Below are 21,073 nucleotides of genomic sequence, written 5' to 3' on the forward strand. Positions count from 1 at the left end.
CCCGAAATGAGAGCTTAGGCGATCGGTCGATCTGGCGTGTCCTTGCCGAGCAGGTTCGAGCCAGCGGGAGGCGAAAGTCTCAGAAACTGGTGCCGAGCAGTGGTTTGCTGGAGGTGGGAACCCGTCGGCGTCCAGAGCCGGCGGACCGTTTGGAGCCGACGACACGGCACACCAGGTAGATGACAAAAGAGATGGTGGTGACGAAGGCGGAGACGGGCAGACCCGGCGCGAGCGACAGGACGATACCGCCGACCGCGGCGATCTCGGCGAACAAGATGGACAACCCGAGCACCACCGTGGGGTTCGACGACACACGCATGGCGGCTGCGGCCGGGGTGATCAGCAGCGACATCACCAGAAGGGCGCCGATGATCTGCACACTCTGGGCCACAGCTGCGCCGAGCAGCACCGCGAACACCACCGAGAGCAGCCGCATCGGCACTCCACGGGCCTCGGCCACGCGGGGGTCGGTGCTGGCGAACAGCAGCGGCCGATAGATGACAGCCATCGCCGCGACCACGACGACAGTGGTGATGACCACGGCCTCGGCGCCTTGGGTGCCCGCATTGATGGCCTGTCCGGCGAGCAGGTTGAATCCGGTTCCGATGCGTCCCGGGTTCAGCGCGATGAACAGCACCGCCAGTCCGAGACCGAATGCCATCACGACGCCGATCACCGAATCACGTTCGCGCACACGGTTACCCAGCAAACCGAAGATGACGGCCGCGACGATCGCCCCGATCACTCCGCCGAGGTTGACGCTGAAGCCGAACAGCAGAGCAGCAGCGGCTCCGGTGAACGACAACTCACTGGTGCCGTGGACGGCAAACGACATCTGACGGCTCACGACCATCGGGCCGAGGACGCCGCCGAGGATGCCGAGCAGCGCGGTCGCCACCAACGCCTGCTGGACGAAGTCGTAGGAGAGCAGGTTCATCGTGGCGTCGAAGTCGAAGAAGTCCGACCACTGGGCCTTCATTCCTTCACCTCGACATCGCGGGTGGACAGGTGGTCGAGGTCACCGCTATCACCGTGGCAGGCGGATTCGTCGGCGCCGACGACGATCAGCCGGCCCTGCACCTCCAGGACATCAACACGCGTCTGGTACAGCTCGCTGAGGGTTTCCGACGTCATCACCTGCGCCGGTGTCCCGATGCGGAACCGGCCGTCGACGAGGTACACGACCCGATCGACGTACGGGAGGATCGGGTTGATCTCGTGGGTGACGAACAGGACAGCGGTTCCGTGGTCGCGGCGACGGCGATCGATCAGCGCGGCCACCCGGCTCTGGTTGGCGGGGTCGAGACTGAGCAGCGGCTCGTCGCAGAGCAACACCGAAGGATCGCCCGACAGTGCCTGCGCAACCCGAAGCCGCTGTTGTTCGCCACCGCTGAGCAGTCCCAACGGGGCGTCGGCGAACTCGCGAGCATCCACCTGGGCGATCGCATCGTCGACAAGAGCGTTGCGGCGCTTGCGGTTTCGCCACCCGATACCCCACCTCTGCCCGTCCACGCCGAGACCGACGAGATCCCGGCCACGTAGCGGCACACCCTCATCGTGGGTCTGTTGCTGCGGGATGTACCCGATGGTGCTGTCGCCGGCCCGCAGGCTGCGGCCTTGCACCGCAACCGTTCCCGCGTTCAGCTGGTACTGGCCCAGCAGTGTCTTGAGCAGAGAGGTCTTGCCCGACCCGTTGGGCCCGAGGATCGCGATGAATTCGCCGGGGGCCACGGTCAGGTCGAACTCGTCCCACAGCACCCGCTGCCCGAACTTCAGGCGTGCGCCGCTGATCGTGACGGCGGCACCGCTGTTGTCCAGAAGTGATGCCGGTTCGGGCTGGGTCATGAACTGCGCTAACTGCTTGGTGTCGGTCTGGTCGATCACGAGGTCGATCAGGGAGTGGTCGTATCGGACGCCAGGGCGGACGTCAGGGTCTCAACATTAGCCTTCTGCCATTCGATGTAGTCGGTGGTTCCGGCGGGCAGGGTCTCGGTGAAGTCGACCACCGGCACGCCCGAGCTGTTCGCGATGTCGAGAAGTGCCTTGGTGCCCTCGTCAACTGCCTGCGTGTTGTAGATGAGGGCGCGCACCTGGCGTCCCCGCAGCAGATCCTGGGTGGCCGCGATGTCGCGGGCCGACGGCGACTGCCCGGCCTCGACCGCGTCCTGCAGACCGGCGGGGGTGACATCTTTGAGTCCGGCGTCGAGCAACAGGTAGTAGGCGAGCGGTTCGGTCTGGGCAACCGGGGCATCTGGGTTAGCGGTCTTTATCGCGGCGACCTGGGCAGTCAGTTCGTCGAGCCGCTTGTTGAACTCGGTGACGTTGTCGCGGTAGGTCTGCGCGTTGGCGCTGTCTTTCTCGGACAGGGCCTCGGCCACCTTGTCGGCGACGAGCCCGGCGACCGCGAGATCGTAGAAGACGTGCTCGTTGGCCTCGCCCGCTCCGTGATCGTGGCCCGACTCCTCGGTGCCGCTTTCTTCGTGACCGGCTTCTTCATGCCCGGCTTCTTCGTGCCCACCCTCGGCGAGTTCGAAGGCGTTGATCACGACGGCACCGGAACTCTTGGGTGCGTCCTCCATGTAGGTGTCGTAGTGCCCGCCGTTGAGGACCACCACGCCCGCTTCGGAGACCTTGGCCGTGTCCTGTGCGTTCGGTTCGAACTCGTGCGGGTCTCCGGTGGGCGAGTTGTACAGCGACGTCACCTCGGCCTTGTCGCCGGCGACCGCAGCGGCGACCGAACCCCAGACGTCGGTGGAAGCCACGATGGACACCTTGCCGTCGGCGGTGGTGCCCCCGTCGTCCGAGGAGCATCCGGCCGCCAGGGCGGCGGTGAGGGAGACGGCGGCTGCAACCGCCAGGGGTCGGGACCAGGTGCGCATCGGGAGGTGACCTTTCACGTCGAGACGATCCCCGCCTCATCAAGGCGGGGGCTCCATCGGGTAGACGCTAATGATAACCGTTACCGACAGCCAGGCGAAATCAGCCTGGCGCCACCACGGCCGGCGTCACGAACCGTTCGATGACCGCGCGCTCCTCGGCGGCGTCGGTGCCAGGAGTTGTCAACAGCGACAAGATCATTCGTACAATGAACTGCGCTCGCAACGCTTTATCGGCGCTCGAGCCTGCGGAGTCGCCTGTGGGGTCGTCGGAGACAAACGCCGTGACGATCTTCTTGATCAGCTCGGACGACGATCCGAGTTCTGCCGCCAGGCTTGCCGAGCCGGGGCGAAACCAGGAGTGCAGCACCGGGTCGGTGCGCACTGCCTCGACCGCGGCGACGATCGCGTCGGTGGTCCGCTGTGTCGGCTCGGCGACGGCGGTCACACGCTCGGCGATCTGCCGGGAGAGCGCGCGGGCCTCGCGTTCGACAAAGGCCATCTGCAGTTCGGCGCGCGACGGGAAGTAGCGGTAGAGCGTGGCCCGCGAGCATCCGGCTGCGGCGGAGATCTGGTTCATGTTGACCGCATCCACCCCGTTCACGGCGAACAGCTCGGCCGCGACGTCGAGTATGCGGCCGGCAGCGATGGCCGATCGGCTCTCGCCCAGCCAGGACGCGGCCGTCACCGGTTGGTCCGCACGAGCAGTCTGGTCGGACGGCGTACGTAGTTGCCCTTGGCGTAGGTGATCGAATCGGCGTCGACCTCGAAGTCGGGGCAGCGCCTCAACAGCTCTTCCAGAGTCACCCGGACCTGCATCCGCGCAGCGGCCGCCCCGAGGCAGTGGTGACCGCCTCGACTGAACGTGAGTATCTGGCGGGGGTGACGATGGATGTCGAGTCGGTCTGCGTCGTCACCGAAAACCTGCGGATCGCGATTGGCCGCGCCGTAACAGAGCAAGACCTTGCGACCCGCCGGAATGGTCACAGGCCCGGCATCCGTTTGGAAATCGGTGTCGACGGTGGTGGTCCGGGCCAGGCCCTGGACCGGTGAGGTGAGACGGAGGAACTCTTCGATCGCCCCGACGATGAGCCCGGGATCGTCTGCCAGTTCGCGCCGTTGTCCGTGGTGTTCGCCGAGTAGCGCGGTGGCACCGCCCAGCACCCCGGTGGTGGTGTCGTTACCCCCGGTGACCATGGTGAAGGCGAAGGCGAGGATCGACAGCAACCCCTCAGTGTTGCCGTCCTCGCCGACTCCCGCCCTCACCAGATGCGACACGGTGTCGTCGCCGGGATGTTCTCGCCGATAGGCGATCAGCGTGCTGAAATACCCCATCAGCTCCACGACCGCCGCCGACGCGGCCTCGCCTGCCCGTGCCAGATCTGAGGTGTCGGCGCCGACGATCGCCTCGGTCCAGCCGTCGAACGCGCGCCGGTCCGACTCCGGCACACCCAGGTAGTGCGCGACAACCATCGACGGCAGGGGTTTGTACAGGTCCGCGACCACGTCGCCTTCTCCGGCGTCGAGGAGAACATCGAGCCGGTCGGTGACAAAACGCCGCACCGCGGGCTCGACGTCGGTGACCTGCTTCGGGGTGAACCCGCGGGCCACCAGCTTGCGGAAGTCGGTGTGCGCAGGCGGGTCCTGCATCACCATGGGCGGATTGTCGGCGAGGCCGAGGCTCTCGAGTTCGCCATAGGTCACGGTGAGGCCTGCGGTGGAGGTGAAGGTGCGCCAGTCGTCGGCGGCGCGGGTGACGTCCGCGTGTCGGGTGAGTACCCAGAAGTCGCGGTCGGGACGGTCGGTACGGACGCGATGGACCGGATCGTGGTCACGCAGAGCCGTGTACATCGCCCAGGGTTCACGCCATGTCTGCCCAGAACGCAGGGTGAACTCGGCTGGATATGACACATTGGCCCGCATGTCTCAACACTGAGACACTTGGGCCAATGTGTCAACCCTTTGTGGTGTCAGGCTCCCGAGGTGTGCGGCATGAGCGCACCCGGCGGGATGTGGCCGAACTTGCCGGCGTTGAAGTCGTCCATCGCCTCGATGAGTTCGGCGCGGGAGTTCATCACAAACGGCCCGTACTGGAACACCGGCTCACGGATCGGGCGTCCGCCGAGCAGCAGCACCTCGAGCGCGGGGCGGTTCGAGTCCTGTTGCTGCGCAGCCGAGATGGAGATCCGGTCGCCGGGTCCGAGGACTGCGAGCTGACCCTGCTGGATGGGATTGCCCAAGGGTCCCACGGTGCCGCGCCCGGACAGGACGTAGACGAGTGCATTGAAGTCGCGGTTCCACGGCAGGTTCAGGGCCGCGCCCGGCTCGATGGTGGCGTGAGCCAACGTGATCGGTGTGTGGGTCGACCCCGGGCCGGTGTGACCATCGATGCCGCCTGCGATGATCCGCACCAGCGAACCCCCGTCGGGCGAACTCAGCAGGGTGGCCTGGTTGCCTTCGATGGACTGGTAGGCCGGGGTGGCGAACTTCGCCTTCTTGGGCAGGTTCACCCACAGCTGGACCCCGTGGAACAGTCCACCACTCTCGACCAGTTCTGCGGGCGGTGTCTCGATGTGCAAGATGCCCGACCCGGCCGTCATCCATTGGGTGGCGCCGTCTTCGATCAGGCCGCCACCGCCATGGGAATCCTGATGGGCAAACCGGCCGTCGATCATGTAGGTCACGGTTTCGAATCCGCGGTGCGGGTGCCAGCTGGTCCCACGCGGTTCGCCGGGCTCGTATTCGACCTCGCCCATCTGATCCATGTGGACAAAGGGGTCGAGGTCGGTCTTGGAGACGCCGGCAAAGGCCCGCACAACAGGGAATCCCTCACCCTCGTACCCACGCGGGCCGGTGGTCACCGACCTGACGGGCCGCTCGGTGTCCGTGGCGACGGGGCCTGCGATGCGGGGCAGGGTCAAGGTATCGGCTGTGACGGCGGGCATGACGTGCTCCTTAGATGGAGGTGATTCGTACAGCCAGTGTAACCGGACCGCGGTCCGATTCATTCCGTGACCACGGTTGCTGGTCCGTGCCCCCTGAGCCACACCATTAGTGTGGACTCATGGGCACCACCATGGGCCAGGTCGAGGCACCCGACGGCACGCGCATCAGCTATCGGGTCGCCGGGCGGGTCGCCGACGCAGACAGCCCGGCACTGCTGCTCATCCACGGTTGGGCACAGTCATCCACCTGCTGGGGCGATCACCTACTCGAACTCCTCGGGCGCGAGCATCGGGTCATCGCGATGGATCTGCGCGGGCACGGCGAGTCCGGCGTACCCCCGGGTGCGACGACCGCCGAGAACTTCGGACCGGCGCACTTTGCAGGTGATGTCGCTGCAGTGCTCGCCGCCGAGGTCGGGCACGGCCAGCCGGTGTTCCTGCTCGGCTGGTCGTACGGCGGGCTGGTCGTGTGCGACCACCTCGCGACCCTGGGGCGGGCGTCGGACACCGTTGCAGGTGTTGTCCTGGTGGGAGCGACCACCTCGATGGGGCGGGGTAAGCCCGGTGGCCGGATCGGGCCTGCGATGCGCGCCGCATTGCCCGATGCGTTGTCCGACGATCTGAAGGTGGCGGTGGCGGCGCTGTCCGACTTCGTCGCCGCCGTGACACCGCTCGGCGACGGTTCCACCCTCCAGCGGTTCCTCGGCACATCGCTGGCCACGGCGCCCGCAGTGCGCAGCGCACTGTTCGGCCGCGGCGCCGACCACGACGTTGTCCTCGCGGCTCTCGATGTGCCCGCACTGGTCATCCACGGCACTGCCGATGCGGTGGCCGACATCTCGTGCGCCGAACACGCCACGTCTCTCATCCCGGCAGCCACCGCGGAGTTCTGGGAAGGCGGTGGTCACGCACCGTTCGTCGACGATCCCGACACCTTCGCGCGTCAGGTGGAGGGCTTCGTGGCCGAGTCCATCCGGTCCTACGACCCGGCCAGGGGAGTCCGGTCGTGAGTCCGGCCGTCGGTCCCGCGGTTCCGCGGCGGGTGGCGCTGATCTCGGTGCACACGTCCCCGCTGGCCCAACCCGGGGTCGGAGACGCCGGCGGGATGAACGTCTACGTGTGGCAGACCGCCAAACGTCTGGCGCAGCGTGGTGTCGAGGTCGAGATCTTCACGCGCGCGACATCATCGGCCGATGATCCCGTGGTGGAGGCGGCCCCGGGGGTGACCGTGCGGAACGTGGTGGCCGGTCCGTTCGAGGGGCTGGACAAGCGGGACCTGCCCACACAGTTGTGTGCGTTCACGGCGGGTGTCCTGCGGGCCGAGGCGGGACGGCCGGTGGGCTACTACGACCTCGTCCACTCGCACTATTGGCTGTCCGGACAGGTCGGCTGGCTGGCCCGCGACCGATGGGCAGTACCTCTCGTGCACACCGCGCACACTCTCGCCGCGGTCAAGAACGCGTCGCTCGCCGAGGGCGACACCCCCGAACCGCCGATGCGGCAGGTGGGTGAGCAGCAGGTCGTCGATGAGGCCGACCGTCTGATCGTCAACACCGAAACCGAAGCGCAGCAACTGATCTCGATCCATCACGCGGACCCGTCGCGGATCGACGTGGTCACCCCCGGTGCTGATCTCGAGTGTTACACGCCTGGGCCGCGCATCGACGCCAGGCTCGACCTCGGACTGGACCCTGACGAGGTGGTGGTGACGTTCGTCGGCCGGATCCAGCCACTCAAGGCTCCGGACGTGTTGCTCCGGGCCGCGGCGCCGCTGATCCGTCGCGGACTCTCGAACGGACGAAAACTCCGGGTACTGGTGGCCGGTGGGCCGTCAGGCTCCGGGTTGGAACGCCCCACGTCGCTGATCGAGCTCAGCCGTGACCTCGGCATCGAGTCGTCCGTCACGTTCATCCCGCCGCAGTCGCCCGAGTCGCTGGCCAAGGTGTATCGCGCATCGAATGTGGTTGCGGTGCCCAGTTATTCGGAGAGCTTCGGATTGGTTGCCATCGAAGCGCAGGCGGCCGGGATACCAGTGCTCGCCGCGGATGTCGGCGGGCTGGGGGTGGCCGTCGACAACGGCGTCAGTGGTGTCCTGGTGGACGGGCACGGGATCGACCGCTGGACCGGGCAACTCGACCGTTTGCTGGGGGACGAAACCGCCCTCGCGGCAATGGGAGAGGCCGCGCACCGGCACGCCCAGAACTTCTCGTGGGATCACACCGCGGATCAGCTGCTGGACAGTTACGGGAGGGCCATCGAGAGTTTCCGGCGAAATCGCGTGCAGGTATCGAATGCGTCCGATCCGGGTACAACCCAGTCGCTGGGCAACCTCTCAGAAGAAACCACTCCGCAGGCAGTCGTGGCCGAACCCGAAGCTCGACCTCTGGCCCGGATGGCACGCCGGTTCGCCGGACGAAGAAATGGGGCACGAACATGACATCACAGATCACCTCAGAGCTCGGTTCGACGATCGACCAATTCCTCACCCAGCGCGAGATGACCTTCAGCCGTAAGGATTCCGGCGGCAAGGACGCCGACTACTTCGTGGTGGATCTACCGGGTGAGAAGAAACTCAAGACCGCGGTGCTGCTGACCGTGGCCCCACACGGACTGCGGATCGAGGCGTTTGTCTGCCGCAAACCCGACGAAAACCACGAGGGCGTCTACCGCTGGATGCTCAAACGCAACCGACGGCTCTACGGCGTGGCGTACACGCTCGACAACTCGGGCGACATCTACCTGGTCGGCAGGCATTCGGCGGAGTCGATCACCGACGCCGAACTGGATCGGTTGCTCGGGCAGGTCCTCGAAGCGGCCGACGGCGACTTCAACGTGCTCTTGGAGATCGGGTTCATCACCTCGATCCGGCGTGAATGGGCATGGCGGGTCTCGCGCGGTGAGTCGCTGAACAACCTCAAGGCGTTCGAGCACCTCATCGACGGTGACGGGTCAGACGGGGCACCTGGTCGATCGGTGCCGTCGCACAACGGCAACGGCGGCGCGCCCCGGTCGCACGGTGACCGTGCCCGCGGTGAAGGCGGTGCACACCTTTCCGGGGGCGATGGGACGCCCTCTGCCGGTGGTGCGCCGATCGGCGGCGTGGAGAAGGGTCGCGAAGAGGGCGACAACGGCCGGCCGCAGGCATTCGATGCGGCAACCCCGTCGTCGGACGTCGGTCTGGACGACTAACTGTCCGATTCTGCAGACCCTGACAACCGGCATTGCTACTGTTGTTGACTGATCGTCAACAACAACGCCGGAGGCCGAAGAATCATGAGTTTCAAGAGTCCCTTTCCCCCTGTGGAGATCTCCGAGGATTCGATCTACGAGACGTTGTTCGGGTCGATCAGCGAGGAGGACCTGGATCGGACCGCGCTGATCGACGCCGGCGCCACCGAGGGCACCACCTACCGAGAGCTGATCGGCCGGATCAACGCCTTCGCCGGAGCGCTGGCAGCGCGTGGCATCGAGGTGGGCGACAAGGTTGCACTGCTGTCGCCGAACACCTCGGCGTTCGCGTTCGTGTTTCACGGCATCCTGCGTGCGGGCGCCACTGCGACCACCGTCAACGCGCTGTTCACCGCGCCCGAGATCGCCAAGCAGCTCACCGACTCGGGTGCCAAGATGCTCATCACGATCACTCAGCTCGGTGACCAGGCCAAGGCGGCAGCAGCGCAGGTCGGTCTGCCCGAGAGCGCGGTGATCTTGCTGAACGGGCCCGGAGAGGCCGAGAGCCCTCACCCGAACGCGCTCGATCTGCTGGGTGCCGGCCTTGCGGCTCCGGACGTCAGCTTCGACCCGGCCACCCATCTTGCTGTCCTGCCGTACAGCTCGGGCACCACCGGCAACCCCAAGGGCGTGATGTTGACCCATCGCAACCTGGTCGCCAACGTGGCGCAGAGCCAGCCGCTGCTGAACATGTCCCACGACGACTCGGTCCTCGCGGTGCTGCCGTTCTTCCACATCTACGGGATGACGGTGCTGCTCAACCTCGCGCTGTACAACCGGGCGAGGCTCGTGGTGATGCCCCGTTTCGATCTGGTGCAGTTCCTCGAATCCATCCAGAACTACAAGTGCAGCTATGTGTTCATCGCGCCGCCCGTAGCGGTTGCGCTGGCCAAGCACCCGCTGATCGACGACTACGACCTGTCGTCGGTCAACACCATCATGTCGGGTGCCGCGCCACTGGACGAGGTGCTGGGCAATGCTGTCGCCCAGCGCCTGAACACCCGGGTCATTCAGGGCTACGGCATGAGCGAGCTGAGCCCGGTCAGCCACGCCATGCCCAGCAAACCCGGCGACGGCCCGGAGGCGCCGCTGTCGTCGTGCGGTTGGCCCATCCCGAACACGGTCAACAAGATCGTCGATCCTGCCACCGGCGACGAGATCGGCATCCCGGCCGAAGGACTCAGCGAGCCGGGTGAGCTGTGGGTGGCGGGTCCGAACGTCATGGCGGGCTACCTGAACAACGACAAGGCGACAAAGGAGACCATCGACGACGACGGGTTCCTGCACACCGGTGACATGGCGCGGGTCGATGCGAACGGCTGCGTCTACATCGTCGACCGGCTCAAAGAACTCATCAAGTACAAGGGCTACCAGGTGCCGCCCGCCGAACTCGAGGCGTTGCTGCTCACCCACGACGATGTCGCGGACGTTGCGGTCATCGGCGTGATCGAGGCCGACACCGGCGAGGAGATCCCGAAGGCGTTTGTGGTCAAGCGCGAAGGCTCCGATCTCACCGGTGAGCAGGTGATCGAGTTCGTCGCCTCGCAGGTTGCTCCGCACAAGAAGGTCCGCGAGGTGGAGTTCATCGACGCCATCCCGAAGAGCGCGGCAGGCAAGATCCTCCGCAAGGATCTGCGCAAGCCCGCCTGATCCGTCTGGTCCCGGCGTCTCACAGCGTCGCCAGAGGGCTTTACCAATACAAAAGACGCTCCACCGGCCGGTGGAGCGTCTTTTGTGTATTCGGTGGATATCTAGCGTTAATCGGATGTGGCGGCGACCTTTTCGCTTGAACGGTTCGCCTCCACCGCGCCGGCGCCGGCGTGCCGGACGTGCTTGCTGGGGATGACAAGCGCCAGCAGCGCGGCAGCCAGAGCAGCGAGGCCGCCGACGATGAACACCAGCTGGAAGCTGGACTCGGCCGGCACAGAGGCAGTCGGGCTGAGGTCGATCACGGAGCTGGCGAGGATGGTGGCCATCAGCGCCGACGCGATCGCCGTACCGATGGATCGCATCAGCGAGTTGAGGCTGTTGGCGGCGGCCATCTGGTGCAGTGGTGCGGCCGACATGATCAACGCCGGCATGGCCGAGTAGCCGATTCCCACGCCTGCGCTGGCGATCACCATGGCCACACAGATCTGCCACGGTTCGGCCATCAAGAAGATCGAGAACAGGTAACCCAGGGCGATGATCACCGAACCGATTAGCAAAGTGAACCTCGGACCGATGTGAATGTTCAGCCGGGCCGAAACCGGCGAGAGGAACATCATCATCAGTCCTCCGGGGGCCAGCAGCAGGCCGGTGGCGAGGATGGTCTGTCCCATCCCGTACTCCACGACGCCCGGGATGTGCGGGATCTGCAGCAGCTGCGGCGCCGCCAGGCTCATCGCCATGAGGGCGAATCCGATCAGCACCGACGCCGCGTTCGTCAGCACGATGATCGGCTGCGCCGACGTGCGAAGGTCCACCAGGGGCGTCTTGATGCGAAGCTCGAACCAGCCCCAGAGGACCAGGACCACCAGCCCGGCTCCGGCCAGGCCAAGCGTCAACGCACTGGTCCATCCCCAGGTGTTGCCCTTCGACACGGCGAGCAGGAGCGCGACGAGGGCAGCGGTGATCCCGATGGCCCCGACGACGTCGAAGGTGCCGGGGGAGCGGACCGGTGATTCGCTGACCAGGATCAGCACCAGGAAGAAGGTGAACGTGGCGAGCGCGCCCGACGTCCAGAACAGGACGTGCCAGTCGAAGGTCTGTGTGATGTATGCGGCGACCGGTAGTCCGATCGCGCCACCCACACCGAGGGTCGCCGACATCGTCGCGATGGCACCGGGGACCCGGGCCGGTTCGAGCTTGTCGCGCAGCAGGCTGATGCCACACGGGATGAGGCCCATCGCCAGTCCCTGGATGCCGCGTCCGATGATCATCGGGAGCACCATCGAGGTGAGCGCACAGATGATCGAGCCGAGAACCATGGCGGCGATACACGACAGGATCACCACGCGTTTGCCGAACATGTCGGCGAGGCGGCCCGAGATCGGCATCGCGATCGCGGCCGTCAGCAAGGTGGCGGTGATGACCCAAGAGGCGTTGTCGGAGCTGGTGTCGAGGTAGCCGGGCAGCTTGCCGACGATGGGCACGACCAGCGTCTGCATGAACGATGCCAGCAACCCCCCGAAGCACAACACCGCGATGAGCAGGTTCGGGTTGGGATTGGTGTTCGACTCACGTTTCATTACTTGCATCATGCATGCAAATGAGTTCGCCAAACAAATCGGACACGAGCGCTGACCTGCAGTCGGAGCCCGGATAAGGCTTGTTTGTGACTACGCCAGCATGCGGGCGCGTAAGCGATCCAGGTCACCCGCGGTCACCCGGCATGCTGCCAGATACTCGTCGAAGGTGCCGAACTTCTCCAGGGCGGCCTCGCGCGCGCTCTGCAGGTAGTCGGCCTTCACCCCGAGGAGATCATCGGAGATCTCGATTGGTTCGCCGCCCTCCGGTGGGCCGTAGATGCGCTGCAGGTGCGCGCGAAGGGCGTCGATGTCGCCGTTGCTCTCCAAGTAGTCGGCCATGATCTCGTCGGGATCCACCGCGAGCGCGGTGAGCACGGCAGCCACCACCCAGCCGGTGCGGTCCTTGCCGGCTGCGCAGTGCACCAAAACCCGCCGATCGGGGTCGCCGAGCAACTTGATCACCTGGTCAACGGTGCTCATCGCGCCGGGGAGCGCGGGCATCTGTGCGTAGACGTCGTACATGTAGCGGGTGCGGTTGGCGATGTAGTCGTCGCCCGACATCTCGTGTGGTGCCTTGCCGTCCGGCCGGAGATCGAAGGGAACGATGTGCACCTCGATCGAGTCCGGAACGCGATCCGACCCGCTCTTGTCGATCTCCGCGTAGTCACGCAGATCGAAGACATCGGTGACGCCGAGGTTGATGAGATCTTGCCCGCCGGTGTCGTCGAGGTTGCTCAGTTCTGAACTGCGGAACAGCAAACCCGAAGCGACGCAACGTCCTTCGGTGGTCTTGAGGCCGGATACGTCACGGAAATTCCACGCGCCTGAGAGCATGGCGTCAGTGTAGGGGGTCGATCCGCGCGGTGTGTTGTTGTTGTTTGGCCTCGATCGACCGATAGGTGTCGAATGCCACGACCGGCAGGTGACAAATGCTTCCGTGGCGGGCCTGTGGAAAACTACTGCCCTATGAGCAACGGAACCCTGATCTTGATGCGTCACGGTGAAAGCGTGTGGAATGCGTCCAACCAGTTCACCGGTTGGGTCGACGTTGCCCTGACCGAGAAGGGCGAGGCCGAAGCGGTACGCGCCGGCGAGCTGCTCGTCGAGCACGATCTGCTCCCCGACGTCCTGTACACCTCGCTGCTCCGGCGCGCGATCTCGACCGCTCAGATCGCTCTGGACAGGGCCGACCGCCACTGGATCCCGGTGGTGCGTGACTGGCGATTGAACGAGCGGCACTACGGCGCTCTGCAGGGTCTGAACAAGGCCGAGACCAAAGAGAAGTTCGGCAACGACCAGTTCATGTTGTGGCGCCGTAGCTACGACACCCCGCCGCCGGTCCTGGAGAAGGGCAGCGAGTACAGCCAGGACGCAGATCCCCGGTATGCGGACCTGCCGGCAGTTCCGCAGACCGAATGCCTCAAGGATGTTGTCGACCGATTGATCCCGTACTACAACGAGACCATCGTGGCCGACCTCAAGGCGGGCAAGACGGTGTTGGTGGCTGCGCACGGCAATTCGCTGCGCGCTCTGGTGAAGCACCTCGACGGGATATCGGACGACGACATCGCTGGGCTGAACATTCCGACGGGTAATCCGCTGCGCTACGACCTCGACGAGAATCTCCAGCCGGTTATCAAAGGCGGCGCATATCTGGACCCCGAGGCTGCCGCTGAAGGCGCTGCGGCGGTGGCGGCGCAGGGGAGTAAATAGCGAGCAATCGCTCTTTCTTTTCGATCGGAAATTCGCGATCAAGTGATTGCCGCATCCCGCTCTCGTACCCCTTGATCAGGTCTACCCTGGTCTCATGATGGCGCTTGCCCATCTGACCGGCGAATCCAGCTGAGGCGGGGGAGCATTGCATGGCAAATATCCGCGTGACACATTCTCAGGCCCAGGAACGGTATGAGATCTTCGACGGCGAGCAATACGTCGGATACCTCGACTACGTCAGTGAGCCCGAGCAGGTGGTGCTGACCCACACCGTCGTGCTCGATCAATTCAGTGGCAAAGGTTATGCCGGGCACCTGGTGAAGTACGTCCTCGACGATATCGAGCGCTCAGGGAAAAAGGTCGTACCGCTGTGCTCGTACGTCGGCTATTTCATCGAACAACATCCGCAATATGCGCCGATGGCCACTGAGGTCACCCGCTGATCCACCCTGGACGTCGCCTCGATCCGATGAGCCCGATCCCTTCCGATCGCGCGTGCGGGGCTGTTTCGGCGACCATCGGATGAACAGCGTCCGAACACTTGCGCGCTGACTTGTTACCGACCGTCACTGCCCAGCATTCTGCTGTGGTGTCCTGTTGCCCTGCCCGTAAGATTTGCTTGTGACCGCAATTTTCATCGCGGCAGTGGGCGTGCTGGCACTTCTTATCGGCGTGGCGGCCGGATGGTATCTGGGCCGCAGGCGCGCCGCCTCCGCGTTCTCCGACCTCGCCCGATCGGCAACGCCGGTCGAGTCCGACGTCGCACCACTTCTGCATCCGTCGTCCGCCCGGGTTCCCCGGATGACCCGGGCCACCCTGCTCGACCTGATCATCGACGGTGGTGAGACCGGCGTCGCGGTGGTCGACGACGTCCGCGACGTCGTGTTCTTCAACGATCGCGCCAACGCCCTCGGCATGGTCCGCGACCATCTCCTCGACGACGACGTGTGGGACTACGCCAGGTACACCCTCGAGAGCGGCGACACCAGCAGGTTCACCTTCGTACCGCCGCAAGGCATCGGCGCCTTCGTGTCCACCGGCCGGGGGCCGGGCCGCAAGATCCAGTCGGTCTCGTGTGTCACCGAACGGATCTCGGACGGAGACGAGCGCTACACCGTCATCTACGGCCAGGACGACTCCGAACACATGCGGGTCGAGCAGACCCGCCGCGATTTCGTGGCCAACGTCTCGCACGAACTCAAGACGCCCGTCGCCGCCATCGGGCTGCTGGCCGAAGCGTTGATGGAATCAGCCGACGACCCGTACTCGGTGGAACACTTCGGTGAGCGGGTCCGCATCGAGGCCCTGCGCATGGGCAACATGGTCTCCGAGTTGATCGCGCTGTCGCGGTTGCAGGGCGCCGAGAAGCTGCCCGACCTCGAAGACGTGGAGGTGGACGTGCTCATCGACGAGGTCATCGACCGCGCCCAGATCAACGCCGAGGCCGCCGGCATCAAACTCACCACCGACGAGGATTCCGATCTGCACGTCGACGGCGACCACACCCTGTTGCTCACCGCCCTGAACAATCTTGTTGCCAACGCAATCGCGTACTCGCCCAGCGGTACCGCGGTGTCGGTGAGCAGGCGTGTGGTGACCATCGACAACCGCCAGATGGTGGCCATCGCCGTCACCGACCGCGGCATCGGGATCGCCCCGCAACACCAGCAGCGGGTGTTCGAACGCTTCTTCCGGGTCGACAAGGCGAGGTCGCGGGCCACCGGGGGAACAGGCCTGGGGCTGGCCATCGTCAAACACGTTGCGGTGAACCACGGCGGATCCATCGACCTGTGGAGCAAACCCGGCACCGGATCCACTTTCACCCTCACCATCCCGCTGGCGACACGCACCCCGTCGCGAGCCCCCGAGTTGTCCACTGCCACAAGCGCAGAACCGACCACGCAGACCGCGGTCACCGAAGAGAGAGAACTGAGCCGTTGACACATGTGCTGATCGTCGAGGACGAGGAGTCCTTGGCCGACCCGCTTGCGTTCCTGCTTCGTAAGGAGGGATTCGAGGCCACCATCGTCACCGACGGCAACTCTGCGTTGCCCGTCTTCGAACGCGTCGGTCCCGACATCGTCCTCCTGGACCTCATGCTGCCCGGCGCCTCGGGTACCGAGGTGTGCAAGGCGATCCGCGCCAAGTCGTCGGTGCCGGTGATCATGGTGACTGCCCGCGACAGCGAGATCGACAAAGTTGTCGGGCTCGAGTTGGGCGCCGATGACTATGTGACCAAACCCTATTCGGCCCGTGAGCTGATCGCGCGGATCAGGGCGGTCCTGCGCCGCGGTGGCGATTCGGCCGAGACCGACGACCTCGACGGCGGACTCATCGAGGCCGGCCCGGTCTCGATGGACGTCGAACGCCATACGGTCTCGGCCAGTGGCCAGTCGGTGACGTTGCCGCTCAAGGAGTTCGACCTGCTCGAGTATCTGCTCCGCAACGCCGGACGGGTGCTCACCCGCGGACAGCTCATCGACCGCGTGTGGGGCGCCGACTACGTGGGCGACACCAAGACCCTCGACGTCCACGTCAAGCGGTTGCGGTCGAAGATCGAATCCGATCCCGGCAACCCGAAACACCTCGTGACGGTGCGTGGTCTGGGCTACAAGTTCGAGCCCTGAGTTCTCAGGTGACGTCTGGCAGACCGGGATCGGCGATGTCTTCGGCCTCGGGATGCTGGGCGTACTTGCGGTCGCCCTCTTGACGCTGGGTGGCCTTTGCCGTGGCCGGGTGCACCGCGACGAGGCCCAGCGCGCTGCGGCGACGGCAGACGGTGGCCAATTCGTCGTAGGCCGGTTTGCCGATCAGCGCGATCAGCTCGGGTCCATACGATTGCCACACCTGCTTCTCACCGATGTGCGCGTCGGGCGACCCCGAGCAGTACCACTTCAGGTCGGCGCCACCTGAACCCCAGCCCCTGCGGTCGAACTCGGTGATCGTTGTCTTGAGCACCTGTTCACCGTCGGGGCGTTCCACCCACTGCTCCTCCCGGCGAACAGGCAGTTGCCAGCAGACCTCCGGCTTGACCTCGAGTGGCTCGATGCCCTTGCGCAGTGCCATCGAGTGCAGGGCGCAACCCTGCCCGCCGGCGAACCCCGGCCGGTTCAGGAATATGCAGGCGCCCTTGTACTTGCGCGTCTTGATGGCGGGCTCGTCGTCCAGCTCATCCTCTTCGAGGTATCCCCGCTTGCCCAAGGGGTCTTTGCCCGAACCCTTTTCATAGAACTGCCAGTCGTCGGGCGTCAGCATGGCCGCGGCCTTGGCGAGGTTCTTGCGGTCGCCCTTGTCGGACAGATAGCGCCGTGGCTGCAACACCCATCGCTCTCGCGGCCCTCGATGATGCCCTGGCACGCCGGGGTGCCGAAGACGCATGTCCAATGCGACAACAACCAGGTGAGGTCGGCGTTGATGATGCGTTCGGGGTCGGCTGGGTCTGCGAATTCGTACCATTCCCTCGGAAAGTCCAACGGGACCTCGGGGGCGGGCACCATTTTGGAGGCTGGCTGCACAAGTATCAACGGTAGACGCACTAGGTTGTAAGCCGTGCGTTTAGGAGTCCTCGATGTCGGCAGCAACACTGTCCACCTGTTGGTGGTCGATGCTCACCGTGGCGGTCACCCGACCCCGATGAGCTCGACCAAGTCCACTTTGCGGCTCGCCGAGCAGATCGACACCGATGGGCGGCTGTCCGATCCCGGTGCAGACAGCCTGGTGGAGGCAGTCGACGAGTTCACCAAGATCGCCTACACCTCGGGCTGCAAGCAGGTGATGGCGTTTGCCACCTCGGCCGTCCGTGATGCCACCAACTGCGATGACGTACTCAACCGGGTCGCCGACGAGACCGGTGTGCGCGTGGTTGTGCTCTCCGGCGTCGACGAAGCGCGACTGACGTCGCTGGCGGTGCGCCGCTGGTACGGATGGGGCTCGGGCCGAATCGTCGCCCTCGACATCGGCGGTGGGTCACTCGAGTTGTCCAACGGCGTCGACGAGGAACCCGACGTCGCGTTGTCGTTGCCACTGGGCGCCGGCCGGCTGACCCGCGAGTGGTTGTCGGACGATCCGCCCGGCCGCCGCAAGGTCGCGGTGCTGCGTGACTGGCTCGACGCCGAACTGGCGCCGGCGGCCAAAGAGCTTCTCGCGGCGGGCACCCCCGACCTCGCCGTCGGCAGTTCCAAGACGTTCCGCTCGCTGGCGCGACTCACCGGAGCGGCGCCTTCCAGCGCCGGACCCCGGGTGAAGAGGACACTGACCAGCAATGGTCTACGGCAGTTGATCGCCTTCATCTCCAGGATGACCACGGCGGACCGGGCCGAGCTGGAGGGAGTGAGTGTGAACCGCGCGGGACAGCTCGTGGCAGGCGCACTGGTGGCCGAGGCGAGCATGCGAGCACTGTCGATCGATACTTTGGAGATATGCCCGTGGGCCCTGCGCGAAGGTGTCATTCTGCGCAGACTGGACCTGGAGTCCAGCGATACCGAGTTGCCGGCTGGTGAACGCTAAGGATGGTGAACTAACTCATGGCTAGAGGATCCGATCCCGATTCACGCCCCATCTCGGTTGCCGAGTTGTTGGCGCGGGCCAAGGAGCAGGACGCAGAGAACGCGGCAACCGGGTCTCAACCTGCAGCCAACCCGCCGACCGGCCGTCGCCACCGTGGAGGCAAGGGCGCGGTGTCGGTTGCCGAACTCACCGGCGAGATCCCTCGGGTGAACGATTCTGCCCCGCCGCCCAGCCGAGGTGACAACCCTGTCCCGCCACCCACCCGGGACTTCAACTCGGCAGACGTGTCCAAACGCGCGCAGGACACCGACGATGCCGCCGCACCGACGCCGGGCGAGCCCGAACGTCCTGTTCTGTCGCGCCCCCGTGATGTCGAGGCGCCGGCGGATGAGCAGCGGGCCGATGAATCATCGGAGGGGTCGGACACAGAGTCGGCGCCAAGCGGCGACCAGACCGCAGCCATGCCGGCGGCCGACCCTGGCGAGCGCGAGGACTCGCAGACCAGGTCGGGAGAGGCCCACCAGTCCGACGGGCACCCCGACGAGGAGACCACCGGCGTCATCGCCTCGGTCCAGGCGTATTCGCAGGTCGACGAGAACGACCCCGACCGCAACAGGGAAGACGGTCAGCACGACTTCCGTACCGCCGCCGAGCGCGAGGCCGACTTCCAGCGGTACCGCAACTTCGAGGACGTCGACGACTCCTCTGCCGCCCCCAAGCCGGCCAAACGCAAACGCGGTCTGTTCGGCTTCGGACGCAAGGCGGACAAATCGGCACCTGCGCCGTCGGCGCCTGAGGGGTCCGACGACCACGCCGGTGGCAACACCGACCACCAGGTCACCCAGCTCATCCCGACGGTCGATGACTCCGGCCACCCTCCGGCCCAGCCCGACGCGTCCACCCGATCGATGCCCACAGCGGACGGATCGCATCAGGCCGAGCCGGAACAGGCCGCCCCGCAACTTGCCACCGAGGCCGCCACCTCGCAGGCCACCACGCAACGTCGGGTGCAGCCTCGGGCCGTTACCTCCGGTTTGATGTCGATGACGACGAGCAGACGCAGGGGTCAGGTCCAGATCTGACCAAACGCGATGTACGGCAACCGGATCCGCGAGAGGTCGACCTCACGGGCACCGACCCGGTGGCGTCCGGCATGCGTCGGGCCTGCGTGAGGTCGGGGCCACGGAAGAACACGGACCGCTGATCCATCCGCAGGTGCACCCGAGCGCCGAAGAGACCGAGGCCGTCAAGGCGCGGCTCACCGGATCCTCCGCAGACACACCGGCCGGCGGGACGGACGCACAAGCAACCCGCGACGAGGGCAGCGCTCAGACCGCAGACGGTGATTCGCGACACTCGCCGACCGTGCAGTGGCTGATCCTGATCGGCCAGGTCCTCGCCGGATTGGCAGTGGGCGTCGCCCTCTTCTGGGGCTTCACCGAACTGTGGCGCTGGAACGTGTATTTCGCGCTCGTCCTGGCGGTCGCGGTCATCTTCGGCATGGTCACCCTGGTACACGTGGTCCGTCGCAGCCAGGACCTGATCAGTACACTCTTGGCGTTGGGGGTCGGTCTCCTGGTGACCATCGGCCCGTTGGTTCTCTTGCTCGTCGCCGGAGACTGAGAGTGCCCGAGGGGATCGCCGTGTCCGCGCAGGGTTCTCCGAAAGAGTCGATGAGAGAAGACATTGCGATCGGTCTGTCGACCGCGTCCGTGTATCCCCAGAACACCGAAGCCGCTTTCCAGTACGCCAACGATCTGGGGTACGACGGCATCGAGCTGATGGTGTGGGCAGAACCGGTCAGCCAGGACATCGACAGGGTCGCGTTCCTGTCCGACCGCTACCACCTGCCGGTGTTGTCGGTGCATGCACCGTGTCTGTTGATCTCGCAACGGGTCTGGGGTCGCGACCCCGCTGCCAAGCTGGCTCGGTCGGTGGCCGCGGCGGAGGATCTCGGCGCCGGGACCGTGGTTGTGCATCCACCGTTTCGGTGGCAGCGAAAGTACGCGGGTGGTTTCCGCGATCTGATCGATGCACTCGAGGACGACTCAGGGATCGACATCGCGGTGGAGAACATGTTCCCGGTCCGCACCGACAGGTTCTTCGGCAAGTACGAGGAGGCCGCCGGGCGGATGCGAAGGCGCGGTGGGGGACCGGGCGCGGCGGTCTCTGCCTTCGCAACGTCGATCGACCCCACCGATGACGGCTTCGCGCACTACACACTCGACCTCTCCCATGCGGCGACCGCTGGCGCGGATGCGATCGAGATGCTCAACCGGATGGGCGGTGGCCTACGTCACCTGCACCTGACCGATGGTTCGGGGGCGGCCGTGGACGAACACCTGGTCCCCGGCGACGGTTCGCAACCCTGTGTGCAAGTGTGTAAAAGTCTGGCCGCCGGGGACTTCTCCGGGTCGGCCATTCTGGAGGTCACCACGAGTTCGGTGAACACCAAGGCCGAGCGTCGTGAGATCCTGTCGCGCTCACTGGATTTCGCGAGAACGCATCTCGAGAGGCCGTAGCCGACCCATCCGGGCCGCCACCGAATCTTTCGATGGCCGTGGCCGGGATGAAT

The 21,073-nt window shown here is 65.7% G+C and carries 19 protein-coding genes and 2 pseudogenes; 12 read left to right on the plus strand and 9 right to left on the minus strand.

The window, feature by feature from the left end:
- Window positions 1–79 precede the first annotated feature (79 nt).
- From W823_RS50685 to W823_RS50710, 6 genes are all read right to left on the minus strand, one after another.
- Complete coding sequence (locus W823_RS50685; RefSeq protein ID WP_023961285.1) at window positions 80–979, minus strand: metal ABC transporter permease; 900 nt, start codon at window positions 977–979, stop codon at window positions 80–82.
- Window positions 976–1,845 (minus strand): metal ABC transporter ATP-binding protein, encoded by an 870-nt coding sequence (locus W823_RS50690; protein ID WP_051406661.1) that lies wholly within the window; start codon window positions 1,843–1,845, stop codon window positions 976–978. The genes W823_RS50685 and W823_RS50690 overlap by 4 nt, the downstream gene beginning before the upstream one ends.
- A 47-nt stretch (window positions 1,846–1,892) precedes the next feature.
- Complete coding sequence (locus tag W823_RS50695) at window positions 1,893–2,879, minus strand: metal ABC transporter solute-binding protein, Zn/Mn family (protein WP_031333055.1); 987 nt, start codon at window positions 2,877–2,879, stop codon at window positions 1,893–1,895.
- Window positions 2,880–2,979: 100 nt separating this feature from the next.
- The gene (locus W823_RS50700; protein ID WP_023961291.1) at window positions 2,980–3,564 is read right to left on the minus strand and encodes a TetR/AcrR family transcriptional regulator; all 585 of its coding nucleotides are present in this window, start codon (window positions 3,562–3,564) and stop codon (window positions 2,980–2,982) included.
- The gene (locus W823_RS50705) at window positions 3,561–4,799 is read right to left on the minus strand and encodes a cytochrome P450 (protein WP_023961293.1); all 1,239 of its coding nucleotides are present in this window, start codon (window positions 4,797–4,799) and stop codon (window positions 3,561–3,563) included. Before W823_RS50705 ends, W823_RS50700 begins: the two co-directional genes overlap by 4 nt.
- Window positions 4,800–4,846: 47 nt before the next feature.
- Window positions 4,847–5,821 carry a pirin family protein gene (locus W823_RS50710; RefSeq protein WP_023961295.1) on the minus strand — a complete coding sequence of 325 codons (975 nt, stop codon included), beginning with the start codon at window positions 5,819–5,821 and terminating at the stop codon, window positions 4,847–4,849.
- A gap of 119 nt (window positions 5,822–5,940) precedes the next feature.
- Here W823_RS50710 and W823_RS50715 point away from each other — a divergent pair, with 119 nt between their 5' ends.
- From W823_RS50715 to W823_RS50725, 4 genes and pseudogenes are all read left to right on the plus strand, one after another.
- The gene (locus W823_RS50715; RefSeq protein ID WP_023961297.1) at window positions 5,941–6,831 is read left to right on the plus strand and encodes an alpha/beta fold hydrolase; all 891 of its coding nucleotides are present in this window, start codon (window positions 5,941–5,943) and stop codon (window positions 6,829–6,831) included.
- Window positions 6,828–8,258 carry a D-inositol-3-phosphate glycosyltransferase gene (gene mshA, locus W823_RS50720; protein ID WP_023961299.1) on the plus strand — a complete coding sequence of 477 codons (1,431 nt, stop codon included), beginning with the start codon at window positions 6,828–6,830 and terminating at the stop codon, window positions 8,256–8,258. Before W823_RS50715 ends, mshA begins: the two co-directional genes overlap by 4 nt.
- A pseudogene (locus W823_RS0130325) lies at window positions 8,255–8,833 on the plus strand (YbjN domain-containing protein); the annotation flags it as partial. The gene mshA and the pseudogene W823_RS0130325, both read left to right, overlap by 4 nt.
- Before the next feature lie 261 nt (window positions 8,834–9,094).
- Entirely contained in the window at window positions 9,095–10,699 is a 1,605-nt protein-coding gene (locus W823_RS50725) for an AMP-binding protein (RefSeq protein ID WP_031333060.1), read from the plus strand.
- 107 nt (window positions 10,700–10,806) lie between these two features.
- On the opposite strand, the gene W823_RS50730 is transcribed toward W823_RS50725, so the two are convergent.
- Both W823_RS50730 and W823_RS50735 read right to left on the minus strand, forming a co-directional pair.
- A complete protein-coding gene (locus W823_RS50730; RefSeq protein WP_023961305.1) occupies window positions 10,807–12,279 on the minus strand; it encodes an MFS transporter in 1,473 nt (490 codons plus the stop codon).
- 90 nt (window positions 12,280–12,369) lie between these two features.
- A complete protein-coding gene (locus W823_RS50735; RefSeq protein WP_023961308.1) occupies window positions 12,370–13,113 on the minus strand; it encodes a tyrosine-protein phosphatase in 744 nt (247 codons plus the stop codon).
- A 132-nt stretch (window positions 13,114–13,245) separates the two neighbouring features.
- Here W823_RS50735 and W823_RS50740 point away from each other — a divergent pair, with 132 nt between their 5' ends.
- From W823_RS50740 to W823_RS50755, 4 genes are all read left to right on the plus strand, one after another.
- A complete protein-coding gene (locus W823_RS50740) occupies window positions 13,246–13,992 on the plus strand; it encodes a phosphoglyceromutase (protein ID WP_023961310.1) in 747 nt (248 codons plus the stop codon).
- Between the two features lie 149 nt (window positions 13,993–14,141).
- Window positions 14,142–14,435 carry a GNAT family N-acetyltransferase gene (locus tag W823_RS50745; RefSeq protein ID WP_023961312.1) on the plus strand — a complete coding sequence of 98 codons (294 nt, stop codon included), beginning with the start codon at window positions 14,142–14,144 and terminating at the stop codon, window positions 14,433–14,435.
- A gap of 178 nt (window positions 14,436–14,613) precedes the next feature.
- Window positions 14,614–15,933: a cell wall metabolism sensor histidine kinase WalK gene (locus W823_RS50750; protein ID WP_023961313.1), complete on the plus strand. Its 1,320-nt coding sequence runs from the start codon at window positions 14,614–14,616 to the stop codon at window positions 15,931–15,933.
- Entirely contained in the window at window positions 15,930–16,619 is a 690-nt protein-coding gene (locus W823_RS50755; protein WP_023961315.1) for a response regulator transcription factor, read from the plus strand. Before W823_RS50750 ends, W823_RS50755 begins: the two co-directional genes overlap by 4 nt.
- A gap of 4 nt (window positions 16,620–16,623) precedes the next feature.
- Here the strand turns inward: W823_RS50755 and W823_RS50760 are convergent.
- A pseudogene (locus tag W823_RS50760) lies at window positions 16,624–17,489 on the minus strand (hypothetical protein).
- A 52-nt stretch (window positions 17,490–17,541) separates the two neighbouring features.
- Between W823_RS50760 and W823_RS50765 the strand changes: the two are divergent.
- The 4 genes from W823_RS50765 to W823_RS50780 all read left to right on the plus strand — a co-directional run bounded on the left by W823_RS50765 (window position 17,542) and on the right by W823_RS50780 (window position 21,020).
- Complete coding sequence (locus W823_RS50765) at window positions 17,542–18,498, plus strand: Ppx/GppA phosphatase family protein (protein WP_023961317.1); 957 nt, start codon at window positions 17,542–17,544, stop codon at window positions 18,496–18,498.
- Window positions 18,499–18,515: 17 nt separating this feature from the next.
- A complete protein-coding gene (locus W823_RS50770; protein WP_023961319.1) occupies window positions 18,516–19,580 on the plus strand; it encodes a hypothetical protein in 1,065 nt (354 codons plus the stop codon).
- A gap of 133 nt (window positions 19,581–19,713) precedes the next feature.
- Window positions 19,714–20,121, plus strand: coding sequence for a hypothetical protein (locus W823_RS50775; protein WP_023961321.1), 408 nt, complete (start codon window positions 19,714–19,716; stop codon window positions 20,119–20,121).
- Between the two features lie 50 nt (window positions 20,122–20,171).
- The gene (locus tag W823_RS50780) at window positions 20,172–21,020 is read left to right on the plus strand and encodes a sugar phosphate isomerase/epimerase (protein ID WP_031333064.1); all 849 of its coding nucleotides are present in this window, start codon (window positions 20,172–20,174) and stop codon (window positions 21,018–21,020) included.
- The last annotated feature ends 53 nt before the right edge of the window (window positions 21,021–21,073 follow it).

Source organism: Williamsia sp. D3, from assembly GCF_000506245.1.
Classification (GTDB): Bacteria; Actinomycetota; Actinomycetes; order Mycobacteriales; family Mycobacteriaceae; genus Williamsia; species Williamsia muralis.